The organism is Allobosea sp. P4_H5 (assembly GCF_056400825.1).
In genome coordinates, this window is record NZ_JBFUKM010000015.1 from 26,483 (window position 1) to 50,014 (window position 23,532).

The 23,532-nt window shown below is 66.2% G+C and carries 24 protein-coding genes; 11 read left to right on the forward strand and 13 right to left on the reverse strand.

Features of this window, described 5'->3' with window-relative positions:
- The first annotated feature begins 10 nt into the window (after positions 1-10).
- From AC1DS0_RS25870 to ung, 10 genes are all read left to right on the forward strand, one after another.
- The gene (locus tag AC1DS0_RS25870) at positions 11-991 is read left to right on the forward strand and encodes a dihydrodipicolinate synthase family protein (protein WP_476817093.1); all 981 of its coding nucleotides are present in this window, start codon (positions 11-13) and stop codon (positions 989-991) included.
- A 33-nt stretch (positions 992-1,024) separates the two neighbouring features.
- Complete coding sequence (locus AC1DS0_RS25875; RefSeq protein WP_476817094.1) at positions 1,025-1,576, forward strand: 3-hydroxyanthranilate 3,4-dioxygenase; 552 nt, start codon at positions 1,025-1,027, stop codon at positions 1,574-1,576.
- 119 nt (positions 1,577-1,695) lie between these two features.
- On the forward strand, positions 1,696-2,868 hold the full coding sequence (locus tag AC1DS0_RS25880) for an ABC transporter substrate-binding protein (RefSeq protein ID WP_476817095.1): 1,173 nt from the start codon (positions 1,696-1,698) through the stop codon (positions 2,866-2,868).
- 75 nt (positions 2,869-2,943) lie between these two features.
- Positions 2,944-3,858 carry a branched-chain amino acid ABC transporter permease gene (locus AC1DS0_RS25885; RefSeq protein ID WP_476817096.1) on the forward strand — a complete coding sequence of 305 codons (915 nt, stop codon included), beginning with the start codon at positions 2,944-2,946 and terminating at the stop codon, positions 3,856-3,858.
- A gap of 52 nt (positions 3,859-3,910) precedes the next feature.
- Positions 3,911-4,873: a branched-chain amino acid ABC transporter permease gene (locus tag AC1DS0_RS25890; protein ID WP_476817229.1), complete on the forward strand. Its 963-nt coding sequence runs from the start codon at positions 3,911-3,913 to the stop codon at positions 4,871-4,873.
- On the forward strand, positions 4,870-5,622 hold the full coding sequence (locus AC1DS0_RS25895) for an ABC transporter ATP-binding protein (protein ID WP_476817097.1): 753 nt from the start codon (positions 4,870-4,872) through the stop codon (positions 5,620-5,622). The genes AC1DS0_RS25890 and AC1DS0_RS25895 overlap by 4 nt, the downstream gene beginning before the upstream one ends.
- The gene (locus AC1DS0_RS25900) at positions 5,622-6,323 is read left to right on the forward strand and encodes an ABC transporter ATP-binding protein (protein ID WP_476817098.1); all 702 of its coding nucleotides are present in this window, start codon (positions 5,622-5,624) and stop codon (positions 6,321-6,323) included. The genes AC1DS0_RS25895 and AC1DS0_RS25900 overlap by 1 nt, the downstream gene beginning before the upstream one ends.
- Positions 6,310-7,425 carry an alpha/beta hydrolase fold domain-containing protein gene (locus AC1DS0_RS25905; RefSeq protein ID WP_476817099.1) on the forward strand — a complete coding sequence of 372 codons (1,116 nt, stop codon included), beginning with the start codon at positions 6,310-6,312 and terminating at the stop codon, positions 7,423-7,425. Before AC1DS0_RS25900 ends, AC1DS0_RS25905 begins: the two co-directional genes overlap by 14 nt.
- The gene (locus AC1DS0_RS25910) at positions 7,422-8,243 is read left to right on the forward strand and encodes an aspartate dehydrogenase (protein ID WP_476817100.1); all 822 of its coding nucleotides are present in this window, start codon (positions 7,422-7,424) and stop codon (positions 8,241-8,243) included. Before AC1DS0_RS25905 ends, AC1DS0_RS25910 begins: the two co-directional genes overlap by 4 nt.
- A 103-nt stretch (positions 8,244-8,346) precedes the next feature.
- Complete coding sequence (ung, locus tag AC1DS0_RS25915) at positions 8,347-9,054, forward strand: uracil-DNA glycosylase (protein WP_476817101.1); 708 nt, start codon at positions 8,347-8,349, stop codon at positions 9,052-9,054.
- Between the two features lie 3 nt (positions 9,055-9,057).
- Here the strand turns inward: ung and AC1DS0_RS25920 are convergent, their stop codons facing one another.
- The 8 genes from AC1DS0_RS25920 to AC1DS0_RS25955 form a co-directional block, all read right to left on the reverse strand.
- Positions 9,058-10,290, reverse strand: coding sequence for a phenylacetate--CoA ligase family protein (locus tag AC1DS0_RS25920; protein WP_476817102.1), 1,233 nt, complete (start codon positions 10,288-10,290; stop codon positions 9,058-9,060).
- A 21-nt stretch (positions 10,291-10,311) separates the two neighbouring features.
- Positions 10,312-10,995 (reverse strand): zinc metallopeptidase, encoded by a 684-nt coding sequence (locus AC1DS0_RS25925; RefSeq protein WP_476817103.1) that lies wholly within the window; start codon positions 10,993-10,995, stop codon positions 10,312-10,314.
- A gap of 32 nt (positions 10,996-11,027) precedes the next feature.
- Positions 11,028-11,873, reverse strand: coding sequence for an ABC transporter ATP-binding protein (locus tag AC1DS0_RS25930; RefSeq protein WP_476817104.1), 846 nt, complete (start codon positions 11,871-11,873; stop codon positions 11,028-11,030).
- A 161-nt stretch (positions 11,874-12,034) separates the two neighbouring features.
- Positions 12,035-13,363, reverse strand: coding sequence for an ABC transporter substrate-binding protein (locus AC1DS0_RS25935; protein ID WP_476817105.1), 1,329 nt, complete (start codon positions 13,361-13,363; stop codon positions 12,035-12,037).
- Between the two features lie 162 nt (positions 13,364-13,525).
- A complete protein-coding gene (locus AC1DS0_RS25940; RefSeq protein ID WP_476817106.1) occupies positions 13,526-14,605 on the reverse strand; it encodes a branched-chain amino acid ABC transporter permease in 1,080 nt (359 codons plus the stop codon).
- Positions 14,606-14,616: 11 nt separating this feature from the next.
- Positions 14,617-15,531 carry a branched-chain amino acid ABC transporter permease gene (locus AC1DS0_RS25945; protein ID WP_476817230.1) on the reverse strand — a complete coding sequence of 305 codons (915 nt, stop codon included), beginning with the start codon at positions 15,529-15,531 and terminating at the stop codon, positions 14,617-14,619.
- Between the two features lie 202 nt (positions 15,532-15,733).
- Positions 15,734-16,549 carry an ABC transporter ATP-binding protein gene (locus AC1DS0_RS25950; protein WP_476817107.1) on the reverse strand — a complete coding sequence of 272 codons (816 nt, stop codon included), beginning with the start codon at positions 16,547-16,549 and terminating at the stop codon, positions 15,734-15,736.
- A complete protein-coding gene (locus tag AC1DS0_RS25955) occupies positions 16,546-18,519 on the reverse strand; it encodes an AMP-dependent synthetase/ligase (protein WP_476817108.1) in 1,974 nt (657 codons plus the stop codon). The genes AC1DS0_RS25950 and AC1DS0_RS25955 overlap by 4 nt, the downstream gene beginning before the upstream one ends.
- A gap of 159 nt (positions 18,520-18,678) precedes the next feature.
- On the opposite strand from AC1DS0_RS25955, the gene AC1DS0_RS25960 reads away from it, so the two are divergent.
- Positions 18,679-19,155, forward strand: coding sequence for a hypothetical protein (locus tag AC1DS0_RS25960; RefSeq protein WP_476817109.1), 477 nt, complete (start codon positions 18,679-18,681; stop codon positions 19,153-19,155).
- 88 nt (positions 19,156-19,243) lie between these two features.
- Here AC1DS0_RS25960 and AC1DS0_RS25965 read toward each other — a convergent pair whose 3' ends face one another.
- The 5 genes from AC1DS0_RS25965 to AC1DS0_RS25985 form a co-directional block, all read right to left on the reverse strand.
- Positions 19,244-19,684 (reverse strand): nuclear transport factor 2 family protein, encoded by a 441-nt coding sequence (locus AC1DS0_RS25965; protein ID WP_476817110.1) that lies wholly within the window; start codon positions 19,682-19,684, stop codon positions 19,244-19,246.
- 29 nt (positions 19,685-19,713) lie between these two features.
- Complete coding sequence (locus tag AC1DS0_RS25970) at positions 19,714-20,451, reverse strand: alpha/beta fold hydrolase (protein WP_476817111.1); 738 nt, start codon at positions 20,449-20,451, stop codon at positions 19,714-19,716.
- A 90-nt stretch (positions 20,452-20,541) separates the two neighbouring features.
- Entirely contained in the window at positions 20,542-21,498 is a 957-nt protein-coding gene (locus AC1DS0_RS25975) for a SphA family protein (RefSeq protein WP_476817112.1), read from the reverse strand.
- A gap of 148 nt (positions 21,499-21,646) precedes the next feature.
- Complete coding sequence (locus AC1DS0_RS25980; protein ID WP_476817113.1) at positions 21,647-22,645, reverse strand: AraC family transcriptional regulator; 999 nt, start codon at positions 22,643-22,645, stop codon at positions 21,647-21,649.
- A gap of 214 nt (positions 22,646-22,859) precedes the next feature.
- Positions 22,860-23,435: a hypothetical protein gene (locus tag AC1DS0_RS25985; protein WP_476817114.1), complete on the reverse strand. Its 576-nt coding sequence runs from the start codon at positions 23,433-23,435 to the stop codon at positions 22,860-22,862.
- Between the last annotated feature and the right edge of the window lie 97 nt (positions 23,436-23,532).

The following is a 23,532-nucleotide window of genomic DNA, read 5'->3' on the forward strand; positions in this document are numbered from 1 at the left end:
AGGCAGCCGCATGAAATACGCCAGGAAGGACGCGAAGGCTTATACCCGCGCCAATATGAAGGGCATCTGGGCGGCCGCGCTCACGCCCTTCACCCATTCGCTCGCCATAGACGAGGATGGTTTCCGCGAGAATATCCGGCACTGGACTGACGATCTCGGCATCGACGGCCTGTTCATCGCCGGCAAGCAGGGCGAGTTCTTCTCGATGTCGGTCGAGGAGCGCAAGCGCAGCTTCGAGCTCGCGGTCGAGGCCACGGCCGGTCGCGGCCAGACGATCATGTCCTGCTCCGACCAGAACATGGATGTCGTCATCGATCTGGCGAAGCACGCCCAGAAGGTCGGCGCCGACTACATCGTCGTGCATGCGCCGCTGCTGCACTTCTTCAAGGCGCAGGACGAGACGCTCTATCAGTACTATCGGACCATCGCCGAACAGGTCGACATCGGCATCGCGCTCTGGAGCCATCCGGACTCCGGCTATCTGATGAGCCCGCAGCTCTGCAATCGCCTCGCCGACATCGAGAACGTCGTCGCGATCAAGTACAGCGTGCCGCGCGCCATGTATGCCGAGCTGACCCGGCTCGCCGGCGACCGCATCCTGGTCAGCACCGCTTCCGAAGAGGAATGGCTCGACAACATCGTCGAGCTCGGCTGGCAGGTCTATCTCTGCTCCTCGCCGCCCTATCTGATCCAGACGGCGGCCGATCGGCGCATGCGCGACTACACCGATCTCGCCTTTGCCGGCGAGGTCGAGAAGGCCCATGCCATCAGCGACAGCCTGAACCCGGTGCGCGAGGCGCTGCGCACGACGCGGCCGGCCGAGAAGCCGCATGCGTATCAGAAATACTGGCAGGACCTGCTCGGCCAGGTCGGCGGGCGCGTGCGTGCGCCAATGCTGGAGCTGACCGAAGCCGAGAAGGCCGCGACGCGTGCCGCCTTCGAGACTTGCGGCCTGACGCTTGCCGGAGCACCGCTGGCCAAGGCTGGCTGAGACTTAGGGCTTTGAACGACGGGAGAGACGGATATGGCGACCGAAGGACGGCTGAAGGCTTTCAACTTCAAGACGTGGATCGCGGAGAACGAGCACCTGCTGAAGCCGCCGGTCGGCAACAAGAAGGTGTTCGACGACGGCCAGATGACTGTGATGGTGGTCGGCGGGCCGAACCAGCGCGCCGACTACCATGACGACCCGGTGGAAGAGTTCTTCTACCAGCTCAAGGGCGACATGATGCTGAAGCTGGTCGACGACGGTAAGCATTACGACGTCACGATCCGCGAGGGCGACGTCTTTCTGCTGCCGCCGCATGTGCGCCATTCGCCGCAGCGCCCGCAGGAGGGCTCGATCGGGCTCGTGGTCGAGCCGGCGCGCCATGCCGATCAGGTCGACGGCTTCGAGTGGTACTGCTTTGAATGCAACGGCCTGGTGCATCGCATCGAGCTCAAGGTCGGGGATCTCGTGAAGGACCTGCCGCCGCTCTACGAAGCCTTTTTCGCCGACGAGAAGGCCCGCACCTGCAAGCAGTGCGGCGCCGTCCATCCCGGCAGGAAGCCGCCGGCCGGTTGGGTCGCGCTCTGAGCGACGACAAAGGCGCCGGTTCGCCGGCGCCTTCGCGGCTCTTGCGCGCCGATTGGAAATTGCTTTAAGCTTAAAATAATTTCTGACAATCCGACGCAAATGATCGGAGGAGGGGAACCATGCAGCACCGTAAATCAGTATGCCTGGGAATGATGCTGGCAGCCGCCGTCGCCATGCCGGCGCTGGCCCAGCAAGCGCCGGTCAAGATCGGCATGGTCACGACGCTGTCGGGGCCGGGCGGCTATCTCGGCCAGGACATCCGCGACGCGTTCAAGCTCGCCATCGATATGAATGGTGGCAAGCTCGGCGGCGCGCCGGTCGAGCTCGTGGTCGAGGACGACGCGCTGAAGCCCGGCCAGGGCAAGCAGATCGCCGAGAAGATGCTGAAGACCGATGGCATCAAGATCATGACCGGCATCGTCTTCTCGAACGTCGCCGGTGCGACCGTGCCCGATATCGTCGATGCCGGGGCGCTTTATGTCAGCCCCAATGCGGCGCCGTCGAACTTCGCCGGCAAGGAGTGCAACGAGAACTATTTCGTCGTCTCCTGGCAGAACGACAGCCTGCACGAGAGCGCCGGCCAGCACGCCACCAATCTCGGCTACAAGAAGGCCTTCATCCTCGCGCCGAACTACCAGGCCGGCAAGGATGCGCTCGCCGGCTTCAAGCGCCTGTTCAAGGGCGAGGTCGTCGGCGAGGTCTATACGCGCCTCGACCAGACCGACTTCGCGCCGGAGATGGCGCAGATCCGCTCGGCCAACCCCGACGTGGTCTTCCAGTTCCACCCGGGCGGGCTCGGCATCGCTTTCCTGCGCCAGTACCAGCAGGCCGGCCTCCTCGGCAAAACTCCGATGGTGCTGGCCGAGCCCTCGCTCGACGCGACCACGCTGAAAGCCGTCGGCGAGGCCGCGCTCGGCCTCAGCGTCACCGCGCACTGGAACACCGACTTCGACAACGCCTCGAACAAGGCCTTCGTCGAGGCCTTCACAAAGGCCTACAACCGCGTGCCGACCTATTACGCCAGCCAGGGCTACGATACCGCGCTCGCCATCGCCTCGGCGTTGAAGGCGACCGGCGGCAAAACCGACGTGCCTGCGCTGCGCAAGGCGCTCGCCAAGGCCGATTTCCAGTCGGTACGCGGCGCCTTCAAGTTCGGCCCCAACCAGCACCCGGTCCAGGACTGGTACGCGCTCAAGGTCGAGAAGGGCGCGGACGGCACGCCGGTGCTGAAGACCTCGGGCAAGGTTCTGAGCAATCACAGCGACGCCTATGCCAAGGACTGCAAGCTCTGAACCGCCGATAAGCTCCCGCATCGACGGGATGGGCCGCTGCCTGCCCATCCCGTCGCCAGCCGGACGTGACCCGCAATGACGCTCGTTCTCGAACAATTGCTCAACGGCCTGCAGTTCGGCGTGATGCTGTTCCTGCTCGCCGCCGGGCTGACGCTGATCTTCGGCATCATGGGTGTGATCAACCTCGCCCATGGCTCACTCTACATGGTCGGCGCCTATGCCGCCGCCTTCGCCGCCGCGCAGACCGGCTCGGTCATCATCGCCATCCTGGCCGGCCTTGCGGCCGCTGCCTTGGTCGGCATGGCGATGGAGCTCTTCGTGCTGCGCCGGCTCTATGCGCGTGACCATCTCGACCAGGTGCTGGCGACTTTCGCGCTGATCCTGATCTTCAACCAGAGCGTTACACTCCTGTTCGGGCGCCAGCCACTCTTCGTCTCGGTGCCACCGGCGCTCAACGGCTCGGTCGAGCTGCTGCCCGGCCTTACCTATCCGATCTATCGGCTGATCATCATCGCCGTGGGCCTTCTCGTCGCGCTCGGGCTCTATCTACTGATCAACCGCACCCGCATCGGCATGCTGGTCCGGGCCGGCGCGACGCATCGCGAGATGGTCCGGGCGCTCGGCGTCGATATCCGCCTGCTCTATACCGCCGTCTTCGGGCTCGGCGCCTTGCTCGCCGGCCTCGCCGGGCTGATGGCCGGGCCGATCCTCGCCGTGCAGGTCGGCATGGGCGAGCAGATCCTGATCATGACCTTCGTCGTGGTGGTGATCGGCGGCGTCGGCTCGATCCGCGGCGCCTTCTTCGGTGCGCTGATCGTCGGGCTCGTCGATACCTCCCTGCGCGCCTTCCTGCCCGGCCTGCTGCGGCAGGTCATGACCGGCTCGGAAGCCGATGCGCTCGGCGCCGGCCTGGCCTCGATGGGCATCTACATGCTGATGGCCGTGGTGCTGCTGGTGCGGCCCAAGGGACTCTTCCCCGCCAATGTCTGAGGACGCCATCACCCACACCGGCTCCCCCGCGCCGAGCACCGGCCGTGCACTGATGCTGCTCGCATTGGCCCTCGGGCTCGTCGCGCTGCCCTTCCTCGTCCAGGCGCTCGGCCAACCGGCCCTGGTGCCGCTGGCGACCCGCGTGCTGATCTATGCGATCGCCGCCGCCAGCCTGAACCTCGCGCTCGGTTTCGGAGGGATGGTTTCCTTCGGGCACGCCGCCTTCTTCGGCGTCGGCGGCTATGTCGTCGGCATCCTCTACCGCAATTATGTCGACGACAGCCTCTTTCTCGGCATGATCCCGGGCACGAGCCAGCTGCTGATCACGCTGCCGGCCGCGATCCTCGTGGGAGGTCTGCTCGCCTTGCTGATTGGCGCGCTGTGCCTGCGCACCAGCGGCGTGCAGTTCATCATGATCACGCTCGCCTTCGCGCAGATGCTGTTCTTCTTGTTCGTCTCGCTCAAGGCTTATGGCGGCGATGACGGCATGACGATCCGCCGCCGCAACGAGCTCTTCGGCCTCAACACCCGCGACGACATCACCTTCTATTTCATCTGTCTTGCCGTCGCGGCGCTGGTGCTCCTCGCGCTCTGGCGCATCGTCGGCTCGCGCTTCGGCATGGTGCTCGCCGGCATCCGCCAGAACGAGCGGCGCATGGCGGCGATCGGCATCGCGCCCTATCGCTACAAGCTCGCCGCCTTCGTCATCTCCGGCATGGGCACCGGCCTCGCCGGCGCGCTGATGGCGAACTATCTGCGCTTCGTAAGCCCGGACATGCTGCACTGGACCAAATCGGGCGAGCTGATGATCATGGTCATCCTCGGCGGCGTCGGCACTCTACTCGGCCCGCTCTTCGGCGCCGCCGCCCTCGTCATCCTGGAGACGGTGCTGACCTCCTGGACCGAGCACTGGCAGCTCGTCCTCGGGCCGATCCTGCTGCTCGTCGTCCTCTTCACGCAAGGCGGGCTCAACGGGCTGTTCAGCCGGCTCGGCATTGGCAGGAGCGAGCGATGACCCAGCTGCTCCTCAGCGTCCGCGGGCTGCGCAAGCGCTTCGGTGGCCTGATCGCCACGGATAGCGTCGATCTCGATGTCGTCGAGGGCGAGATCCATGCGCTGATCGGCCCCAACGGCGCCGGCAAGACCACGCTATTGACCCAGCTGTTCGGCGAGCTCAGCCACGACGAAGGCGAGATCAGGCTGGAGGGCGAGCCGATCGATGCGCTCGCGACGCCGCAGCGCGTCAGCCGCGGCCTTGCCCGCACCTTCCAGATCAACCAGCTGCTGCCCGATTTCAGCATGCTCGACAATGTCGCGCTGGCGGTGCAGGCGCGGCAGGGGCACAGCTTCCGCTTCTTCGCAAACGCCCGCCGCGACCGGAGTCTGCGCCAGCGTGCCCGCGAGCATCTGACGGCCGCCGGCCTCGCCCACCGGGCCGAGGTCAGGGTCGCCGATCTCTCCCATGGCGAGCAGAAGCAGCTCGAATTCGCCATCGCGCTCGCCTGCGAGCCGCGCCTGCTGCTGCTCGACGAGCCGATGGCGGGCCTCGGGCATGCCGAGAGCGAGCAGATGGTCACGATGCTGTCGGGCCTGAAGGGCCGCGTCACCATGCTGCTGGTCGAGCACGACATGGATGCCGTCTTCGCGCTCGCCGACCGGATCTCGGTGCTGGTCTATGGCCGGATCATCGCGACCGGCACGGCCCAGGAAATCCGCGACAACGCGGACGTGCGCACCGCCTATCTCGGCGAGGGGGACGCCTGATGCTGAGCGTGCGCAACCTGCAATCGGCCTATGGCGCCAGCCAGGTGCTGTTCGATGTCGGCCTCGACATCGGCGAAGGCGAGGTCGTGACCCTGCTCGGCCGCAACGGCATGGGCAAGACCACGACGGTGCGCTCGCTGATGGGGCTGCTGTCGCCCAAGGGCGGCGAGATCAGCTTCGACGGCCGTCCGCTCAAGGGCAATACGCCGGAAGCGATCGCCCGCTGCGGCATCGGCCTCGTGCCGGAGGGCCGGCAGGTCTTCCCGACGCTCACCGTGCGCGAAAACCTGGTCGCCACCGCCGCCAACCGGCTCGGACGCTCTTCGCCCTGGAAGCTGGAACGGGTTTACGCCCTGTTCCCGCGCCTTCAGGAACGTGCCAGCCAGTCCGCCCGCACGCTCTCGGGCGGCGAGCAGCAGATGCTGGCGGTCGGCCGGGCGCTGATGACCAATCCCAAGCTCCTCATCCTCGACGAGGCGACGGAAGGGCTGGCGCCGGTGATCCGGGCCGAAATCTGGCGCTGTCTGGAGGCGCTGAAGGCGCAGGGCCAGTCGATCTTGCTGATCGACAAGAACATCGCGGTGCTGAAACGCCTCGCCGACCGCCACTACATCATCGAAAAGGGACGCACGGTCTGGTCGGGCTCCAGCAGCGACCTCGCGGCCAATGCGGAACTGGTGCATCGCTATGTCGGTGTCTGATAACGAGATCGTCGCGCGCAGCATCGCGGCTGATCCTGTAGAAGCCCTGCGCGACACGCTGAGCGAAATCCTCGCCGGCTTGGTCGCAGCCGGCTGCGGCCCGCATCACTTGACCGGAATGGATTGGGAGAGCGCCGACCCCGCCGCCTTCCACCTCTCGCGCCACACGGTCGAGCTGGCCTATCGCGAGGTCTTCGCCGGCTTCCGCCCGCCGATCCGTCTGCGACTCGGAACCGAGCTCGGCCTGACGATCCGCGCCCGCCACGCCATGCCGCAGCCGCTGCCCGACATCGAGGTCGACGGCTATCCGCTGCGCGAGCTCGGCCGGCAGTACAGCCCGCGCCTTCAGGCCGACATGACCGCGCTGTTCCGGCAATGGAGCAGGGACGGCGCCGTCTTCCGCGCCGGCCATGGCGGGCTCAACCTTGCCTATGGCCCCGGCCGCTTCGAGACGCTCGATCTCTATCGCCCGGCCGGTGTCCAGCGCGCGCCGATCTTCGTCTTCATCCATGGCGGCTACTGGCAGGCGTCGGACAAGGCCCAGCACGCGCAGTTCTCGCAAGGGCTGCTCGACGCCGGTTTCGCGGTCGCCCAGCCGAATTACGGGCTGGCGCCGGATACGCCGTTGGAAGCGAGCATCGCCCAGACTGTCGCGGCGCTGAATTTCCTCGTCCGCGAGGCCGAGGCGCTCGATCTCGATCCGGCACAACTGCACATCAGCGGCCACTCTGCCGGCGGCCATCTCGCCGCGATGGCATTGTGCGATCCCGGGGCTCCGCCCCTGGCCTCGGCGCTGCTGCTGTCTGGCCTCTATGATCTGAAACCGCTCGGCCATCTGCCGATCGGGCGCCTGCTCGGCCTCGATGATGTCGGGCGCGCCGCGCGGCTCAGCCCACTTGGCCGGCCGCGTCCTGCCGGTACTCGGCTTGCCTTTGCAGTCGGCGAGGGCGAGAGCGAGGCGTTCAAGCGACAATCCGCAAGACTGGCGACGGCCTGGCAGGCGCCGGAGCCGCTGATCTGCGCCGGGCATCACTTCAGCATGCTCGACGGGCTGAATGGCGGCGCGCTGCTCGACCTCGCCTTGCGGACGGCAGGGCGATGATGGACCGCCGGCGCAAGCCGCTCCGGATCGCGCTGGTCGGCTGGGGCGCGATCAACCGGCATGTCGTCCGGCTGCTGTCGCGATCGGCGGTCGCTGAGGCCGTCTCACTCGTCGCCATTGGCGTGCGCTCGCCCGAGCGCGCGCAGGATGTTCCGCACGGCACGAGCCTTGTAACCGACCCTGAGCAACTGGCCGGGCTCGATCTCGACATCGTGGCGGAAGCGGCGGGGCAACCGGCCGTTGCGCTCTGGGGTGAGAGCGCCCTGCGGCAAGCTGGGATGTTCGCGGTGACCTCGGCCGGTGCCCTCGCCGACGCGGCGCTGCTCGAGCGCCTCATCTCGGTCGCCGAAGCCGCCGGCAGCCAGCTCGTCGTCACATCAGGCGCACTCGCCGGCATCGATGCACTCGCGGCCGCCTCTGCGCTGCCGCTCGACGAGGTCGTCCACGCCATCGTCAAGCCGCCAGCGGCCTGGCGGGGCACGCCGGCCGAGGCGCTCGTCGCGCTCGACGCGTTGACCGCGCCGGCGAGTTTCTTCACCGGCTCGGCCCGCGAGGCAGCTCGGCGCTTTCCCCAGAATGCCAATGTCGCGGTGATCTCGGCGCTCGCCGGCATCGGGCTGGACCGGACCCGCGTCGAGCTGATCGCCGATCCCGGGATCACTGCGAACTGCCATCGCCTGAGCGCGCGCGGCGCCTTCGGCCGCCTCAGCGTGACCATCGAGAATAGGGCGCTCGCCGACAATCCGAAATCGTCGGAGATGGCCGCGCTCAGCCTCGTTCGGATGATCAGCAACAGCGTCAGCCCGCTCTGCCGCTGATCCTGCCGCAGCTCGACCGGGTCATCATGGCCTGCGATGATCTGGAGTCCCGGGTTGCRCCGCTCCGCGGTTCGCCCGAATGACGATGGATGACCCGATCACGATGACATCGACGATGACCTATCGCGCGGCGCTTGATGTGTTTCTGGCCTCGCCCGCTTCAGCCTCCTGGCGCGACCTTTCCGTCTTCCGCGACGGGACGGTGGCGCGCGCCTGCGCCGCCGTCGATGCCGAGCGCGCTACCGGCCAGGTCGTGGCGCCGGGACCGGAGCGCTTTCTGGCGGCACTCGCGCTGACGCCGCTCGATCAGGCGCGGGTCGTCATTCTCGGCCAGGACCCTTACCCGACGCCCGGCCATGCCAACGGGCTCGCCTTCTCCTATGTCGGGCCACCGCCTCTGCCGCGTTCGCTGGTCAATATCTACAAGGAGCGGGCCGAGGATCTTGGCCTTGCCGCGCCCGCGGGCGGTGATCTCTCGGCTTGGGCGAGTCAGGGCGTGCTGCTGCTGAACACCGCGCTGACGGTGCGCGAAGGCGCGACGCAGGCCGGCTCGCATCTCAAGCTCGGCTGGCGCGCGGTGACGGACGAAATCCTTGCGGCCGTATCGCAGCGGCGGCCGCATGCCGTGTTCATGCTCTGGGGATTACCGGCGCAGGCCAAGCGCGCCCTGATCGGCGAGAGCAGGCATCTCGTCATCGCCAGTGCCCATCCCTCGCCGCTCTCGGCACGGCGCGGCTTCTTCGGCTCGAAGCCGTTCAGCCAGGCGAATGACTGGCTGAAGGCGAAAGGGGAGGAGCCGATCGCGTGGTGAGGGTTATCCCACCGGCCGCTCGTCGGCGATGACCTTGCCGTCGTTCGGGAGCGCCCCGAGCGGCAGCACCTCGACGGAGCCCTTCAGCTTGGTCACCTGCTGCAGGGTCGAGGAGACCGCGTCGACGAAGCCCTTCGGCTCGGCATAGATCTCGGCCTTGAGCGTCATCGTGTCGAGCTCGTTGGCCCGGCCGATGACAAGGCGCAGCTTGGCGATTTCGCTATGCCGGCGAGCGATCTCGGCGACCTGCTCGGGTCGCACGAACATGCCCTTGACCTTCGCCGTCTGATCGGCGCGGCCGAGCCAGCCCTTGATCCGCTGGTTGGTGCGGCCGCTGGCGCTGGCTCCCGGCAGGACCGCGGTGAGGTCGCCGACGGCGAGGCGAACTTGCGGGTGCTGCGGGTCGAGATTGGTGACGACGATCTCGCCGACCTCGCCCTCCGTAACGGGGTCGCCGGTGCCGGGGCGGACGATCTCGACGATCAGGTTCTCGTTGAGCACCATCCCGTCGCGGGCGCTGGTCTCATAGGCGATCAGCCCGATATCGGCGGTAGCATAGAGCTGGTAGGCGTCGATGCCGTGCTCGCGGACCCAGGCCTGCAGCGAGGGCGGGAAGGCCGCGCCCGAGACGATCGCCCGCTTCAGGCAGGAGGTGTCGACGCCGCGGCTGTCGGCCGCCTCGATCAGCAGCTTCAGGAAGTCCGGCGTGCCGAGATAGGCACTCGGATTATAGGCGCCGATCACTTCCATCTGCTGCTCGATATTGCCCGGGCCGGCCGGGATGACGGCGCAGCCGATGGCGCGTGCGGCCGAATCCATGACGAAGCCGCCCGGCGTCAGATGATAGCCAAAGGTGTTGAGCACGACGTCTCCCTTGCGGAAGCCGGCGGCGTAAAGGCCGCGTGCCGTCCCCCAGGGGTCGATGCCGGCGCCCTCAGGCTCGAAGATCGGACCGGRCGAGGTGAAGAGCCGGCCGAAGGAGCCGAGCGGCGCGCCGACGAAGCCGCCGAAGGGCGGGCTGTCCTTGTGCAGCGCCGGCAGGTCGGCCTTGCGCAGAACCGGCAGTTTGGCGAGCGCGGCGCGGTCGGTGACGCCGGTCGGATCGACGCCCTTCAGATGCGCGGCATAGCCCGGCGTCGCCAGCGCGGCGGCGAGCACGGCCGGCAGCCGGGCAAAGAGGTCGGCCTCGCGCCGCTCGGGCGGCCGGGTCTCGAGATCGTCGTAGTGCTCGCTCATCGCTCTTGCCCTTGAGGTCGCCTATCGGATGACGCGCAGGATGCGCAGGAAGTCGAGCAGTCCCATCAGCGATGCCGCGACATAAGTCATCGCTGCGGCCCGCAGCACGCCACGCGCCGCCGGCATGTCGTCGGGGTGGAGGTACTTGTCGTAGTCGAGGATCGGCAGCGCCTTGCCGAAACTGGCGTCGAATTCGACCGGCAGCGTCAACAGGTGCACGACGACGCCGAGGCCGAGCAAAGCGATGACGGCGCCGAACTGGAACAGGCCGATCGCCGGCACCCGCGTGAAGATCATCACGATCGGCACCGCGACCAGCACCACCATGGCGATCTTGTCGACTGTGCCGAGCAGGCGGGCGAGGCGGGTGCGCAGCGCAAAGAGCTGGCTGCCCTGGGCATGCTGGATGGCGTGCGCGACCTCATGTGCGGCGACGGCGACCGCTGTGATCGAGCGGCCGTCATGATTCCTGGGCGAGAGCCGCACAATGCGGGCATCGGGATCGTAGTGGTCGCCGCCATCGGCGGTCGTCTCGACAGCCACCTTGTCGAGCCCGTAGCGGTCGAGCAGATGGCGCGCGAGCTCGCCCCCGGTTCCGGGCAGATCGGGCCTGTCGGCGGCGTGCCTGTCCATGACGTGGCGGACCCAGAATTGCGGACCGAGGATCAGCGCGAGGATGACGAGAGCGACGATGAGGTAGAGCATGGGCTGGACATGCCCTGCCGAAACGGGCCGGACTATGACAGCCAGCGCTTGCGGCGCTTGTAGCTCTTGACCTCGCGGAAGGATTTCTTGTTGCCCTCGGCGACGCCGAGATAGAATTCCTTCACGTCCTCGTTCTCGCGCAGCATCTTCGCCTCGCCGTCCATGACGACGCGGCCGGTTTCCATGATGTAGCCATAGGTGGCGTAGCGCAGCGCCATGTTGGTGTTCTGCTCGGCGACGAGGAAGGAGACGTCCTCCTTGTCGTTGAGCTGGCGAACGATCTCGAAGATTTCCTCGACGATCTGCGGCGCCAGTCCCATGGACGGCTCGTCGAGCAGGATCATCTTCGGCTTGCTCATCATGGCGCGGCCGACGGCGCACATCTGCTGCTCGCCGCCGGAGGTGTAGCCGGCCTGCGAGTTGCGGCGCTGCTTCAACCTGGGGAAGAGCTCATAGATCTTCTCGAGGTCGCGCTTGATTGCGGCGTTGCCGTCGCGGCGGGTGAAGGCGCCGGTCAGGAGGTTCTCCTCGATCGAGAGATGGCCGAAGCAGTGCCGGCCTTCCATCACCTGGATGCACCCGCGGCGCACCAGTTCGTTCGGCGACATCTTGTCGACGCGCTCGCCGTCGAAGACGATCGAGCCCTTGGTGACCTCGCCGCGCTCGGCCTTGAGCAGGTTCGAGATCGCCTTCAGCGTCGTGGTCTTGCCGGCGCCGTTGGCACCGAGGATCGCGACGATGCCCTTGCGCGGCACGGTCAGCGAGACGCCCTTCAGCACCAGGATGACGTGATCGTAGATCACCTCGATATTGTTCAGCGACAGGATCGTGTCTGTCGCCGCGGCGGCTGCGGGTTTCTCGAGGGTGGCGGTCGACATCTTGCGCGCTCCTTCCTTCTCCCCTCGGGGGAGAAGGTGGCCCGGCGTCAGCCGGGTCGGATGAGGGACGGACGGATGAGGGCGGGTGCTGGACTTCCCTCATCCGTCTGCTTCGCAGACACCTTCTCCCCCGGAGGGGAGAAGGATTGGCGCTCGTCAGATCAGGACGACTTTTCGCAAGGCTCGGTGCGCTTGGGCCAATTGCCGGCCTTCTCGACATAGTCCTTGGCGTTGGCCTCGATCAGCGGCCGGACCTCGTCCTTCATCGGCTCGATCCAGTCGCCCTTCTGGGTCCACTTGGTGCCGTCCCATTCGGCGACATAGGCCTTGTGGTGGCCGGAATGGTCGGTGCAGCTGACCTTCACCGGTGAAGCGAAGCCGGCCATGCCGATCTCCTTGAGGCGGGCCTCGTCGATGTTCAGGTTCTCGAGCCCGCGACGCATGTCCTCGGGGGTGATCACCTTCTTGCCGGTCAGCTTCTGGGCGGTGCGGATCGCCTCGACCACGAGCATCGAGTTGTAGACGCCGCGATTGTAGAGGTTCTCGCCGACCTTCTCCTTCGGCGTCGTGCTCTTCCCCTTCTCCACGACATGCTTGAGGATGTCCTGGATCACCGGGAAGTTCTGGCCGGCCGCATTGAAGTTCAGCGAGCGGTAGCCCTTGGCCTCGGCGCCGCCGGCGCGGGCGTCGTCGTCACCGCCGGCCCACCAGACGCCGACCAGCTTGTTGATCGGGAAGTTGTTCTTGATGGCTTCCTTGACCGCGGTCGGGTTCATCGCGCCCCAGCCCTGGTTGTAGAGGAAGTCCGGCCGGTCACGGCGGATCGAGAGCCAGAGCGAGCCCTGGTTCTGCATGTCCGCGGCGGCCACCGGATAGAGCTTCAGCTCGAAGCCGTATTTCTTGGCGAGGTTCTCGAGCACCGGGATCGGCTCCTTGCCGAAGGGCGCATCGAGATGGATCAGGCCGAGCTTCTTGCCCTTGAGCTTGTCCATGCCGCCGAGCTCGGCCGCCATGTGCTTCACCATCACCGAGGCGCCGTCCCAATAGGTCAGCGGGGGGATGAACACCCAGGGGAAGTTGGTGCCGTCAGCCGAGGCCGAGAGGCCGTAGGCCATCGACAGGATCGGCAGCTTGTCGACATGGGCGCGCGGGATCGCGGCCAGCGTCGCGCCGGTCGACCACGGGCTGTAGACGATGGTCTTCGACTTGACCTGCTCGTAGCACTCGATCGACTTCTTGGTGTCGTAGCCGGTCTCGCACTCCTCATAGATGACCTTGACGCCGTTCACGCCGCCGTCGCGCTCGTTGATCATGCTGATGTAGTCGCGCATGCCGTCGCCGATCGGGATGCCCGAGCCAGAGAACGGGCCGGTGCGATAGGCGTTGTTCGAGAAGTAGATCGTCTCCTGCGCATTGGCCGGGGCGGCGATCGCCCCGGCGGCGAGAAGCGCGCCGACGGCGACGCTCCTGATGATGCTGCTCGTTTTCATAGGCCTTCCTCCGTGGTTGCCGGGTCCGGCCGAGCCGTCCCGTCTTCGCTTGCCCGCCGCTTGAAGACCGCGGCGGGTCGTTGTCCTTGGGTCTCTCTCCCCATTGATCTTGCGCGAATTCTTGTCGTTCGGCTGGCTCCAGCCGAACGGAAAGCGCGCTGGTCAGTAGGGGAAGGGCCACGTCCGCAATTTCTGCTTTCCGATCTGCCAGAGTCGGGCGAGGCCGTGCGGCTCGACGATCAGGAAGATGATGATCAGTGCGCCGACCAGCATGAAGGTGACGTGCTCGGCCGCCGCGCCGCCGATCGGCACGCCCAGCGCCGGCAGGCCGAACTTCAGCGCCGTCGGCAGGGCCGACAGGAAGGCGGCACCGAAGAAGGAGCCGATCAGCGAGCCGAGACCGCCGATGATCACCATGAACAGGATGGTGAAGGAGAGGCGGATGGTGAAGACGTCGTTGGCCTCGCCGCCGCCGTACCAGAGGAAGATCATCATCGCCCCGGCGACCCCGGCGAAATAGGAGGAGACGGCGAAGGCGGTGAGCTTGGCGTTGAGCAGCTTGATGCCCATCAGTTCGGCGGCGATGTCCATGTCGCGCACCGCCATCCAGGAGCGGCCGAGCTTGCCGTGCACGATGTTCGAGGCGAACCAGGTCAGCCCCACGACGAGGCCGAGGCAGACGAAATAGCGGGTCTCGGGTGTCGCCGCTGCGCCGGTGATCGGCAGGCCGAACAGCGTGCGCTGCGGCACCTCGATCGCGCCGGAGGCGTTGTAGTTGAACAGCCAGGGCACGCGCACGAAGGCCCATTGCAGGAAGAACTGCGCGGCGAGCGTGGCGACGGCGAGATAGAAGCCCTTGATCCGCAGCGAGGGCAGGCCGAAGAGCACGCCGATTGCCGCCGAGAACAGCCCGGACAGCAGGATCAGGACGATGATGTTCACGCCTGGGAAGAACGTGGTCAGCTTGTAGCAGGAATAGGCGCCGACACCCATGAAGGCGGCGGTGCCGAGCGAGATCAGCCCGGTATAGCCGGTGAGGATGTTGAGCCCGATCGCCGCCAGCGAGAGCACCAGGAACGGGATCATCACCGAGGCGATGAAGAAGTCGTTGCCGAGCAAGGGGATGCCGATGAAGGCGATGGCCAGGATGACGGCGATGCCGATCCGGTCCTGCCGGAGCGGGAACACGGCCATGTCGGCGGCGTAAGTGGACTTGTATTGGCCGGCTTCGCGGTAGAACACGGGTCAGCCTCTCAGATACGTTCGATGATCTTGTCGCCGAACAGGCCCTGCGGCCGGAACAGCAGGAAACCCAGCGCGATGAAATAGGCGAGCCAGCTCTCGATGCCGCCGCCGATCAGCGGCCCCCAGTAGAACTCGCCGAGCTTCTCGCCGATGCCGATGATCAGCCCGCCGACGATGGCGCCGGGGATCGAGGTGAAGCCGCCGAGGATCAGCACCGGCAGCGCCTTCAGCGCCACGATCTCGAGCGCGAAGGAGACGTCCGAGCGTGCGCCCCACATGATGCCGGTGATCAGCGCGACGATGCCGGCGGTGAACCAGACGATCACCCAGATCTGGTTGAGCGAGATGCCGACCGAGAGAGCCGCCTTGTGGCTGTCGGCCACCGCCCGCAGGGCTCTTCCGATGCGGGTGTACTGGAAGAACAGCGCCAGCACCGCGATCATCAGCGAGGCGATGATGGCGGCGGCGATGTCGATCTTCTGCAGGGAGACGATGCCGCCGAGGATCTTCAGGTCGATCGCGCCCTTGGGCAGATAGAGCTGATCGGCGATCATCTGCTTGGGATTGCCGCCGAAGATGGCCTCGCCGAAGCCGATCAGGAAATAGGTGATCCCGAAGGTCGCCATGAACAGGATGATGTCGGGCTGGTTGACCAGCGGGCGCAGCACCACGCGCTCGATCGTCACGGCGAGGGCGAACATCACGCCGAGCGTCAGGATGACTGCGAGGAAGGCCGGAACACCCTTTTCATAGAGGCCGACCAGGGTCAGCGCCGCGAACACCACCATGATGCCCTGGGCGAAGTTGAAGACGCCGGAGGCCTTGAAGATCAGGACGAAGCCGAGTGCGATCAGCGCATAGAGCACGCCGGAGACGAGGCCCTCCCAGATCGTCTGGGCGAGCAGGTCCGGCGCCTGTGCCATCTGGTTGAACGGGTCGACGAAGATGGCGTGGATCGTGCCGGTCGGATCGATGCGGGCGCCGATGAGCGCTGCGGCGACGAGGCCGACCACGATCAGGCCGGCCTTGACCCAGCCATTGGCGAGGAGATTGGGCGCGGGCTGCGCGGCGATGTCGCTCATGCGCTCATGTCCTTTGCGCTCTTGTCCTTGCTTGCGGCGGCCATCAGTGCGCCACTCCGAGATAAGCGTCGATCACGCGCTGGTCGGCCTTGACCTCGGCCGGCGTGCCGTCGGCGATCTTGCGGCCGTATTCGAGCACGACGACACGGTCGGAGAGGTCCATGACGACGCCCATGTCGTGCTCGATCAAGGCGATGGTCGTGCCGAACTGGTTGTTCACGTCGAGGATGAAGCGGCACATGTCCTCCTTCTCCTCGAGGTTCATGCCGGCCATCGGCTCGTCGAGCAGCAGGAGCTCAGGCTCCATGGCGAGCGCCCGGCCGAGCTCGACGCGCTTCTGCAGGCCATAGGGCAGCTTGCCGACGGGCAATTTGCGGATGTGCTGGATCTGCAGGAAGTCGATGATGTCCTCGACCACCTTGCGGTGCTCGATCTCCTCGTTCATCGCCGGCCCGTGGCGCAGCGCCTGCCAGAAGAAGCCCTTGCGCATCTTGAGGGTGCGCCCGGTCATGATGTTGTCGAGCGTCGACATGCCCTTGAACAAGGCGACGTTCTGAAAGGTGCGGGCGATGCCGGCTGCCGCCGCCTGGTGTGGCCTGACCTTGGCGCGGCGCACGCCCTTGTAGGTGATGCGGCCTTCCTGCGGATGGTAGAAGCCGTTGATGCAGTTCAGCATCGAGGTCTTGCCGGCGCCGTTCGGGCCGATGATGGCGCGGATCTCGCCCTTGCGGATGTCGAAGGAAACGTCGGTGATCGCCTTCACGCCGCCGAAGCGCAGCGAGACGTTCTCGACCGAGAGCAGAACCTCGCCCTTGCGAGTGATCGGCTCGCCGGCGACGTCAGTGGAATGCGCGTTCATGCCGCCTCCTTCGTCGCCGGAGCTGAGACCGGATAGATCTTCGCGTCGGCGACCTTGACCGTCGCCGAGATCACGCCCTTGCGACCGTCCTCGAAGGTCACTTCGGTCGAGATGTCGGCTTCAGTCGCGCCGTTGTAGAGCGCCTCGACCAGCGGTGCGTAGCGCTCGGCGATGAAGCCGCGCCGGACCTTCTGGGTACGGGTCAACTCGCCATCGTCGGCGTCGAGTTCCTTGTGCAGGATCAGGAAGCGCTTGATCTGGGCGCCGCCCATCATCGGCTCGGCCGCGAGCGAGCGGTTCACCTCGTCGACGTGCTTGGCCATCATCTCGTAGACCTGCGGATGGCCGGCGAGCTCCTGATAGGAGGCGTAGACGACGTTGTTGCGCTCGGCCCAGTTGCCGACGGCGGTCAGGTCGATGTTGAGCGCGACGGTGGCGTAGTCGCGGCCCTGGCCGAAGGCGACGACCTCCTTGATGTTCGGATAGAACTTCAGCTTGTTCTCGATGTATTTCGGCGGGAACAGCTCGCCGGAGTTGAGCTTGCCGACATCCTTGGCGCGGTCGATGATCTTGAGGTGGCCGCTCTCGTCGAAGAAGCCGGCATCGCCCGAGCGGACATAGCCGTCCTCGGTCATCGTCTCGGCGGTCTTCTCCTCGTCCTTGTAGTAGCCGCGGAAGATCGAGGGCGAGCGGTAGAGCACCTCGCCATTGTCGGCGATCCGGATCTCGACCTGCGGCGCCGGCTTGCCGACGGTGTCTGCCTTGATCTCGCCGTCCGGCTGCATGGTGATGTAGACGCCGGCCTCGGTCTGTCCGTAGAGCTGCTTCAGGTTGACGCCGATCGAACGGTAGAAGCGGAAGAGCTCGGGGCCGATCGCCTCGCCGGCGGTGTAGCCGACCTTGATGTTGGTCAGGCCGAAGCGGTTGCGCAGCGGCGCGTAGATGATGATGTCGCCGAGCTTGTAGAGCAGGCGGGCGGAAAGCGGCACGCTCTCGCCGTTCAGGATCTTCTCGCCATGCTGCTTCGCCACGCCGAGGAAGTAGTGGAAGACCTTCCGCATCAGCGGGCCGGCATCCTCCATGCGCACCATGGTCAGCGTCAGCATGGTCTCGAAGACGCGCGGCGGCGCGAAGGCATAGGTGGTGCCGATCTCGCGGCGATCGTCGACGACGGTCTCGGGGCCTTCCGGGCAGTTGACGCAGAAGCCGGCGATGATCGCCTGGGCATAGGAGAAGACGTGGTCGCCGACCCAGGCGATCGGCAGATAGGCGATGATCTCGTCGTTCTCGTTGAGGCCGTCGAAGCCGCAGCCGATCTCTGCGGCGGTGATGACGTTGAAATGGGTGAGCATCACGCCCTTCGGCCGCCCGGTCGTGCCGGAGGTGTAGAGGATGATGGCGAGATCGTTGCTCGCGCCCTGCTCCATCTCGCGATCATGCGCGGCTGAAACCGTTGCGTCCTTGAGCGCGGCGCGGCCGGCCTCGATCACCTCGCCGATATCGTGCAGCTTGGCGTGGTCGTAGTCGCGCAGGCCGCGCGGCTCGTCATAGAGCATGTGGCGCAGGTTCGGCAGACGCTCGACGACGGAGAGGACCTTGTCGACCTGCTCCTGGTCCTGCACGCAGGCGAAGACCGCGCCGGCATGGTCGAGCACATAGGCCATCTCGTCGGCGACGCTGTCGGCATAGACCGGGACGGGAATCGCACCGAGCCATTGCGCCGCGGCCATCGACCAGTAGAGGCGCGGGCGATTGTAGCCGATGATGGCGACCTTCTCGCCGCGCTTCAGGCCGAGCTGTTCGAACCCCCTCGCATAGGCGCGGACCTGTTCGGCGACCTCGGCCCAGTTCCAGGACTGCCAGATGCCGAGGTCCTTGTGCCGGAACGCGACGCGTGCGCCGCGCTCCCGCGCATTGCGCAGCACGAGCTTGGGAAAGGTATCCGCCTGGCCGGCGGCTGCGCTTGCCACGATCGTCGTCTCCACCCTGTCGCCCCGTCTGTCGCGGGTTTGCCGGGGCCCAAGGCCCTTGTGCGATCATGCAAGCTTTGCAGGTGGCTCGGCGCTGTGCAAGAAGCCACTTGACAGACAAGACGCATTTGGGGCGCTATTATCCCGCCGAGGTTCGACTTGGCCTTCAGCCCCGCGATCTGCCGGGCACCGCTTCCCGACATCGCAAGGCTCGCGGGCGCCCGGTTTTCACTGGGTTGGCGCAGTGTTTTCGGCTGTGCGCGCAGGTTGATGACACGGCGCAAGGACCGGCTGATGCGTGCTCTTGCCTCGATCACGATCGCGATGCTGCTCTCCGCGGGCGCGACGCAAACGCATGCGCATCGAGCGTTCGGCGGCTGGGACTACCCGTTCGAATGCTGCTCGGAGGCCGATTGCGCGCAGATCGATGTGAGCGAGGTGCGGGAGACACCGTCAGGCTTCGTCGTGACGATCATGCCGGGCCGCCATCCGATGTGGGTGACCGAGCGCCGCCAAACAGTCGTGCTCGAAATCCCCTATCAGAAGGCGCGTCTCTCGCCCGACGGGTTCTTCCATCTGTGCATGAACGATGCGGGCGAGCTGCTGTGCTTCTTCTCGCCAGGTGGGGGATCGTAAGCCGCGCCTGAAAGCTGAGCGAGCTGCCCGCCGGCGGGTAGCCGGCAGACAGCTCCTATGGGAGGCACCGACGCGCCGCGTCGGGAAGCTAGTTCGTCGGGAGCGGGCCCACGAGTGGCTTGGCATCGCCGAACATCGCAGGATCGATGCTGAGCTTGAACTGCTTGAAGCGCCAGCCGTCCTTGGTTCGCTTGACCAGGCAATCGCCTCCGGCCGTTGCGATCGCCACCGGACCCACCGCGACGTCGATCTTATGGATGTAGAAGCGATGGCGCGCGCCCTCGTCATGCGCCTCGACGAGGTGATTGCTCAGGAAATGGCGGACGCTGTCTTCCTTGCCGGCGGCGATATGCTTGGCAATGAAGTCCTCGACCGCCTCCGGGCCGACAAAGTCGCCATAGGGGGCGACGAACGCTCCATCATCCGCGAAGAAGGACGCAAAGCCCGGAGCATCCTTGCCGTCGAGGCAAATATAGATTTGCGACGACAGTTCCTGGATCTCGATCTTGTCTGCAGTCGTCAGTGTCATCGTGGTGATCTCCCTGCTTTTGGATGGCGTCAGGCGGAGGCGAGGTGTCGCCGCAGCAGCGTGTTGAAAGGCGCGCCGATTTTCTGGACGGCATGCCCGGCTCCCGGCAGGCAGTGGCATTCGACCTTCAGCAGATCGGCGAGGCGCTGGCAGATACCGTCGAAGGCTTCGCTCCAGCCGCCGGTGACGACGAGCTTGGGAAATGGCGCATACGCGACCGCGCCGATCGGGACGTCGACGCGCCAGGGGTGCGCGGTGGCGAGGTTGACAGCGGCGGCGGCGAGCGGTGGGGGCAGAGGATTGGGCATAGGCATGTCCATCTCCACGGCGGCGAGGAAACCAGTGACGAAGCCATACCGATCGGCCGGGTCGGCGCTGGCCCAATGTGCCTGCATCGCCTGCGAGACCCGCCGCACGGCCGGCAGATCGCTCGCGAGCGCGAAGGCGGGCGGCTCGATCACGGTGAGAGACCGCACGAGGTCGGGGCGCATTCCAGCGGCATTCATGGCGATGACGCCGCCCATCGATGTCCCAACGAGATGGGCGCCGCCGCCGAGCAGGCTGACGACGTCGCCGGCGTCCTTATAGATGTCGGACTCAGCGATCGGCGCAGTGTCGCCATAGCCGCGGCGGGTCATGATCGACAGGGCGAAGCTGTCGCTCAGTTCCTTCTGTTCGAGGAAGGCGGCGGCGCCGACCCCGAGGCTGCCATGGACCATGATGATCCGGTCGCCGTGATCTCCCCATTGTTCGACTGCGTAGAGCATGAAGCGGTCCTTTCCTGTCGTGTGGATTTGGTGGGTCTGATGGGGGCTCCGGGTGCAGGCGCGCAGGCGCGATCACCCGCTCACGGGGTGTCAGGGGCCCCACAGCCGGTAGCTCAGGGTGGCGAATACGGTGGTGCCCTTGGCGACCGTCGCGCTGTCGACGCCGTAGCGCGGCGTTCCGCCGGAGGTCCGGGCCGAGAGTTCCTTGGTCGCCCAGACGCTCAGCGTTGCCGGGCCGAAATTGTAGCCGACCATCGCGCCGGCGGCCCAGATATCGTAGCGGTTGAGGTTGATCGCGCCGCCATAGAACGGGCTGGAGCGGTCCTTGCTGACCTGGCCGACATAGTAGGCCACCGGCCCCAGCGTCCAGTTGCCGAGCGTCTTCGTGGCCGTGAACTCGGCATGCAGGACGTTGCCGCTGGTATAGTCGGTGATCGAATTCGCCGTATTGATCTCCTGCGAGATGTTGGCGGTGAAGTTCCAGCCATCCTTGACGTAGGACAGCACGAGATTGGGCTGGAACGTCCACCAGGGCGCGCCGATATTGCCGAGCCCGTTCGCTCCGCCCCGCGTGCCGGTCGGCAGCCAGATGCCGAGGCCCGCTTTGACGTGCAAGCCGCTATCGCCCAGCTTCCAGCTCAGGCCGACCGGGGCGATGAAGGTGTTGTGCAGGCCGCCCGGATTCGTATGGATCGGGGCACCGACGCCAATTCTCATGGCGGGTTGGAAGATCGTCGCGTCGTAGGTCGCGCCGAACAGCGTCCAGCCGGGAACCCACATGAGCCCCAGCGCGCCGCCGGGAATCTCGACCGAGGTCCGCCCGCTGGCCGCCGTGCTCGGCGCCCCCGGGCCGACGAGAGAGCCTGAATTGTTCAGGACGTTGTTGAACATGTAGAGGCCGGGCGGCGGTGTCGCAGCGGATTGGCCGAGCACGATGCCCGGCTTTTGCGCCGCTCCGATATAGCCGGCCTCGAAGGCGGTCGCCGGCCATGCCAGCGCGGCCGCTCCCGCACTCAGCGCGGCGGAAAATACTCTTCGGAAAACCATGTCCCCTCCCGTTGCGGCTCTGCTCTGGAGCCGCGAGGGCAACGGCAGAGTTCATCCGCCGCATCATGGAGAGGGGTGGTGCCCGGACTATCGGAAGTGCGCAGGGCGCTATCGCCGATGCGAAAATCTTGCGAGCCGGCGCAGCGGATCAGGAGGTTCGCTTGGCGAGGACGGCAGACGGTTTCTGGGCGAACCGGTCCTTGAACTGGGCCGCGAAGTCGCCGAGGTGGACGAAGCCCCATTGCAAGGCGACATCCGTGACGGACACCGTGCCGGGCGGCGCCGAGGCCAGGACGGCATGCACGCGATCGAGCCGCTCCGCCCGCAGCCAGCGGCTCGGCGATACGCCCAGTTCCCGCTGGAAGCCGGCCTGCAGGCTGCGCAAGCTCAAGCCGCAATGCCGGGCGACCTGGCTCAGGCGCATAGGCTCGCCGATATGCGCGCGCATATGCTCCATGGCCCGGCGCAACTGCGCCGAGCGTGCCGGTTGGGTTGCCGCCGAGATCGCCGCGCTGAAATTGTTCTGCTGCGTGACCAGCAGCGACTCGATGATGAGTTCCTCGAGGCGGATGAACAGCTTGGGATGCGCCAGCCGGTCGCCGAGCAGGGACAGGCTCGCGGCCGCCTCCAGCAATTTGTGCCAGAAGGCCGGCGTATCGCGCAGGCCAAGGTCGAAATTGACCGGCGCCGCCTGTTCTGTGCCCGCAAGGTCTGCGCAGAGACGTTCGACCCGCCGGCGGTCGAGGCGCAGCAGGATCTGGTCGAAGGCGCCATCGATATCGAGCTGGCATTCCTGATAGGGCCCCACGATCGAGCCCCGGCCCAGCTTGAGCTCTGCAGTTGAGGCGCCATAGCGAAAGCGCGCACTGCCCCGCAGCGGCAACGTCACCAGGAAATGCCCGCCTTGCGGAATCTCGGGGATGACGGTGACGTCGCTGCCATAGCAGAGCCGGCTCATCGAGAACGAGCCGATCGGCACATGGTGGAGACGCGTTGCAAGTGCTGCGCCCCGCCCATTCAAGTGAAGCCGATGCGGCCGCAGCGCCTTGCTGCAGCCGTCGATGACCTCGTCGGGGTCATTGCTGGCGAGGATCAGATGCTCGCCGCCGAACAGGCGCTCGGCCACATAGGAGGCGGGCACGGTCATCGCTTCACTCCCGGTCCATTATTTTGCTCGGCAAAATAGCTTTGTATGAAAGCAACTTCAAGCGGACGGCATGCCTGCCCGCTCCGGCTTTCGGGAGCCTGCGATTGTCCGCTCTCACGCCTGGCAGGAGCATCGTCGTCGGGCACGATCCTCCATCCCTTCGGAAGGAGGATCGCGTCCGACCGAATCATCCAGATGCGGGAGCGGGCCGCATTCAGGATTTCTGGAAGTGGAAAGCCTCGGCGAAGGTCAGTTCGACCATGTCGCCCCGCTTCAGGCGGCGGGCGTCGTTCTGGATCTCGGGATCCGAGACGATACGGGTCCGTGGTCCGGCCGGCCCGACATAGCTGACGATGTTCGTCGCCGGGTCATAGCTCTCGAACTTCGCCGTCACCGTCAGCGTCCGCACCACGAATTTTTCCGGCAGGTTCTGGAAGGAGGAGTCGGCCACCATCTCCGTGTAGACGATACCGGGCTTGGCGCCCTTGCGGGCCCGCTTGGCGCTGAGGACCGCGCCCTCGGCGCGCCGAACCACGACCTTGTCGCCCGCCCTGAGGTTCTGCAGGTCTCCGAGCGTCTCCGGCACCGCGACGGGCCAGGTCTGGCGGCCCTGCCGGACGACGACGATGTGGTCGGCGGGCTGCACGGCGGCGACCTCGACATCGAGCCGCTCGACTTCCACCGGCCCGACACCGGCGACAACGACCGTCTGGCTGGTGACCACGGGGGTGGTCGCACACCCCGCCAGAGCGAATGACACTGCGACGATCAGGCTGATTTTCTGCAACATCGGACGTCTCCCCTTTCAAACGCAATCCCGGCGGCATTCAGCCGCCGGCTTCCGGGTTTCGGTCTGCAAATCGAGAAAATTGCGAATGAATGACTTC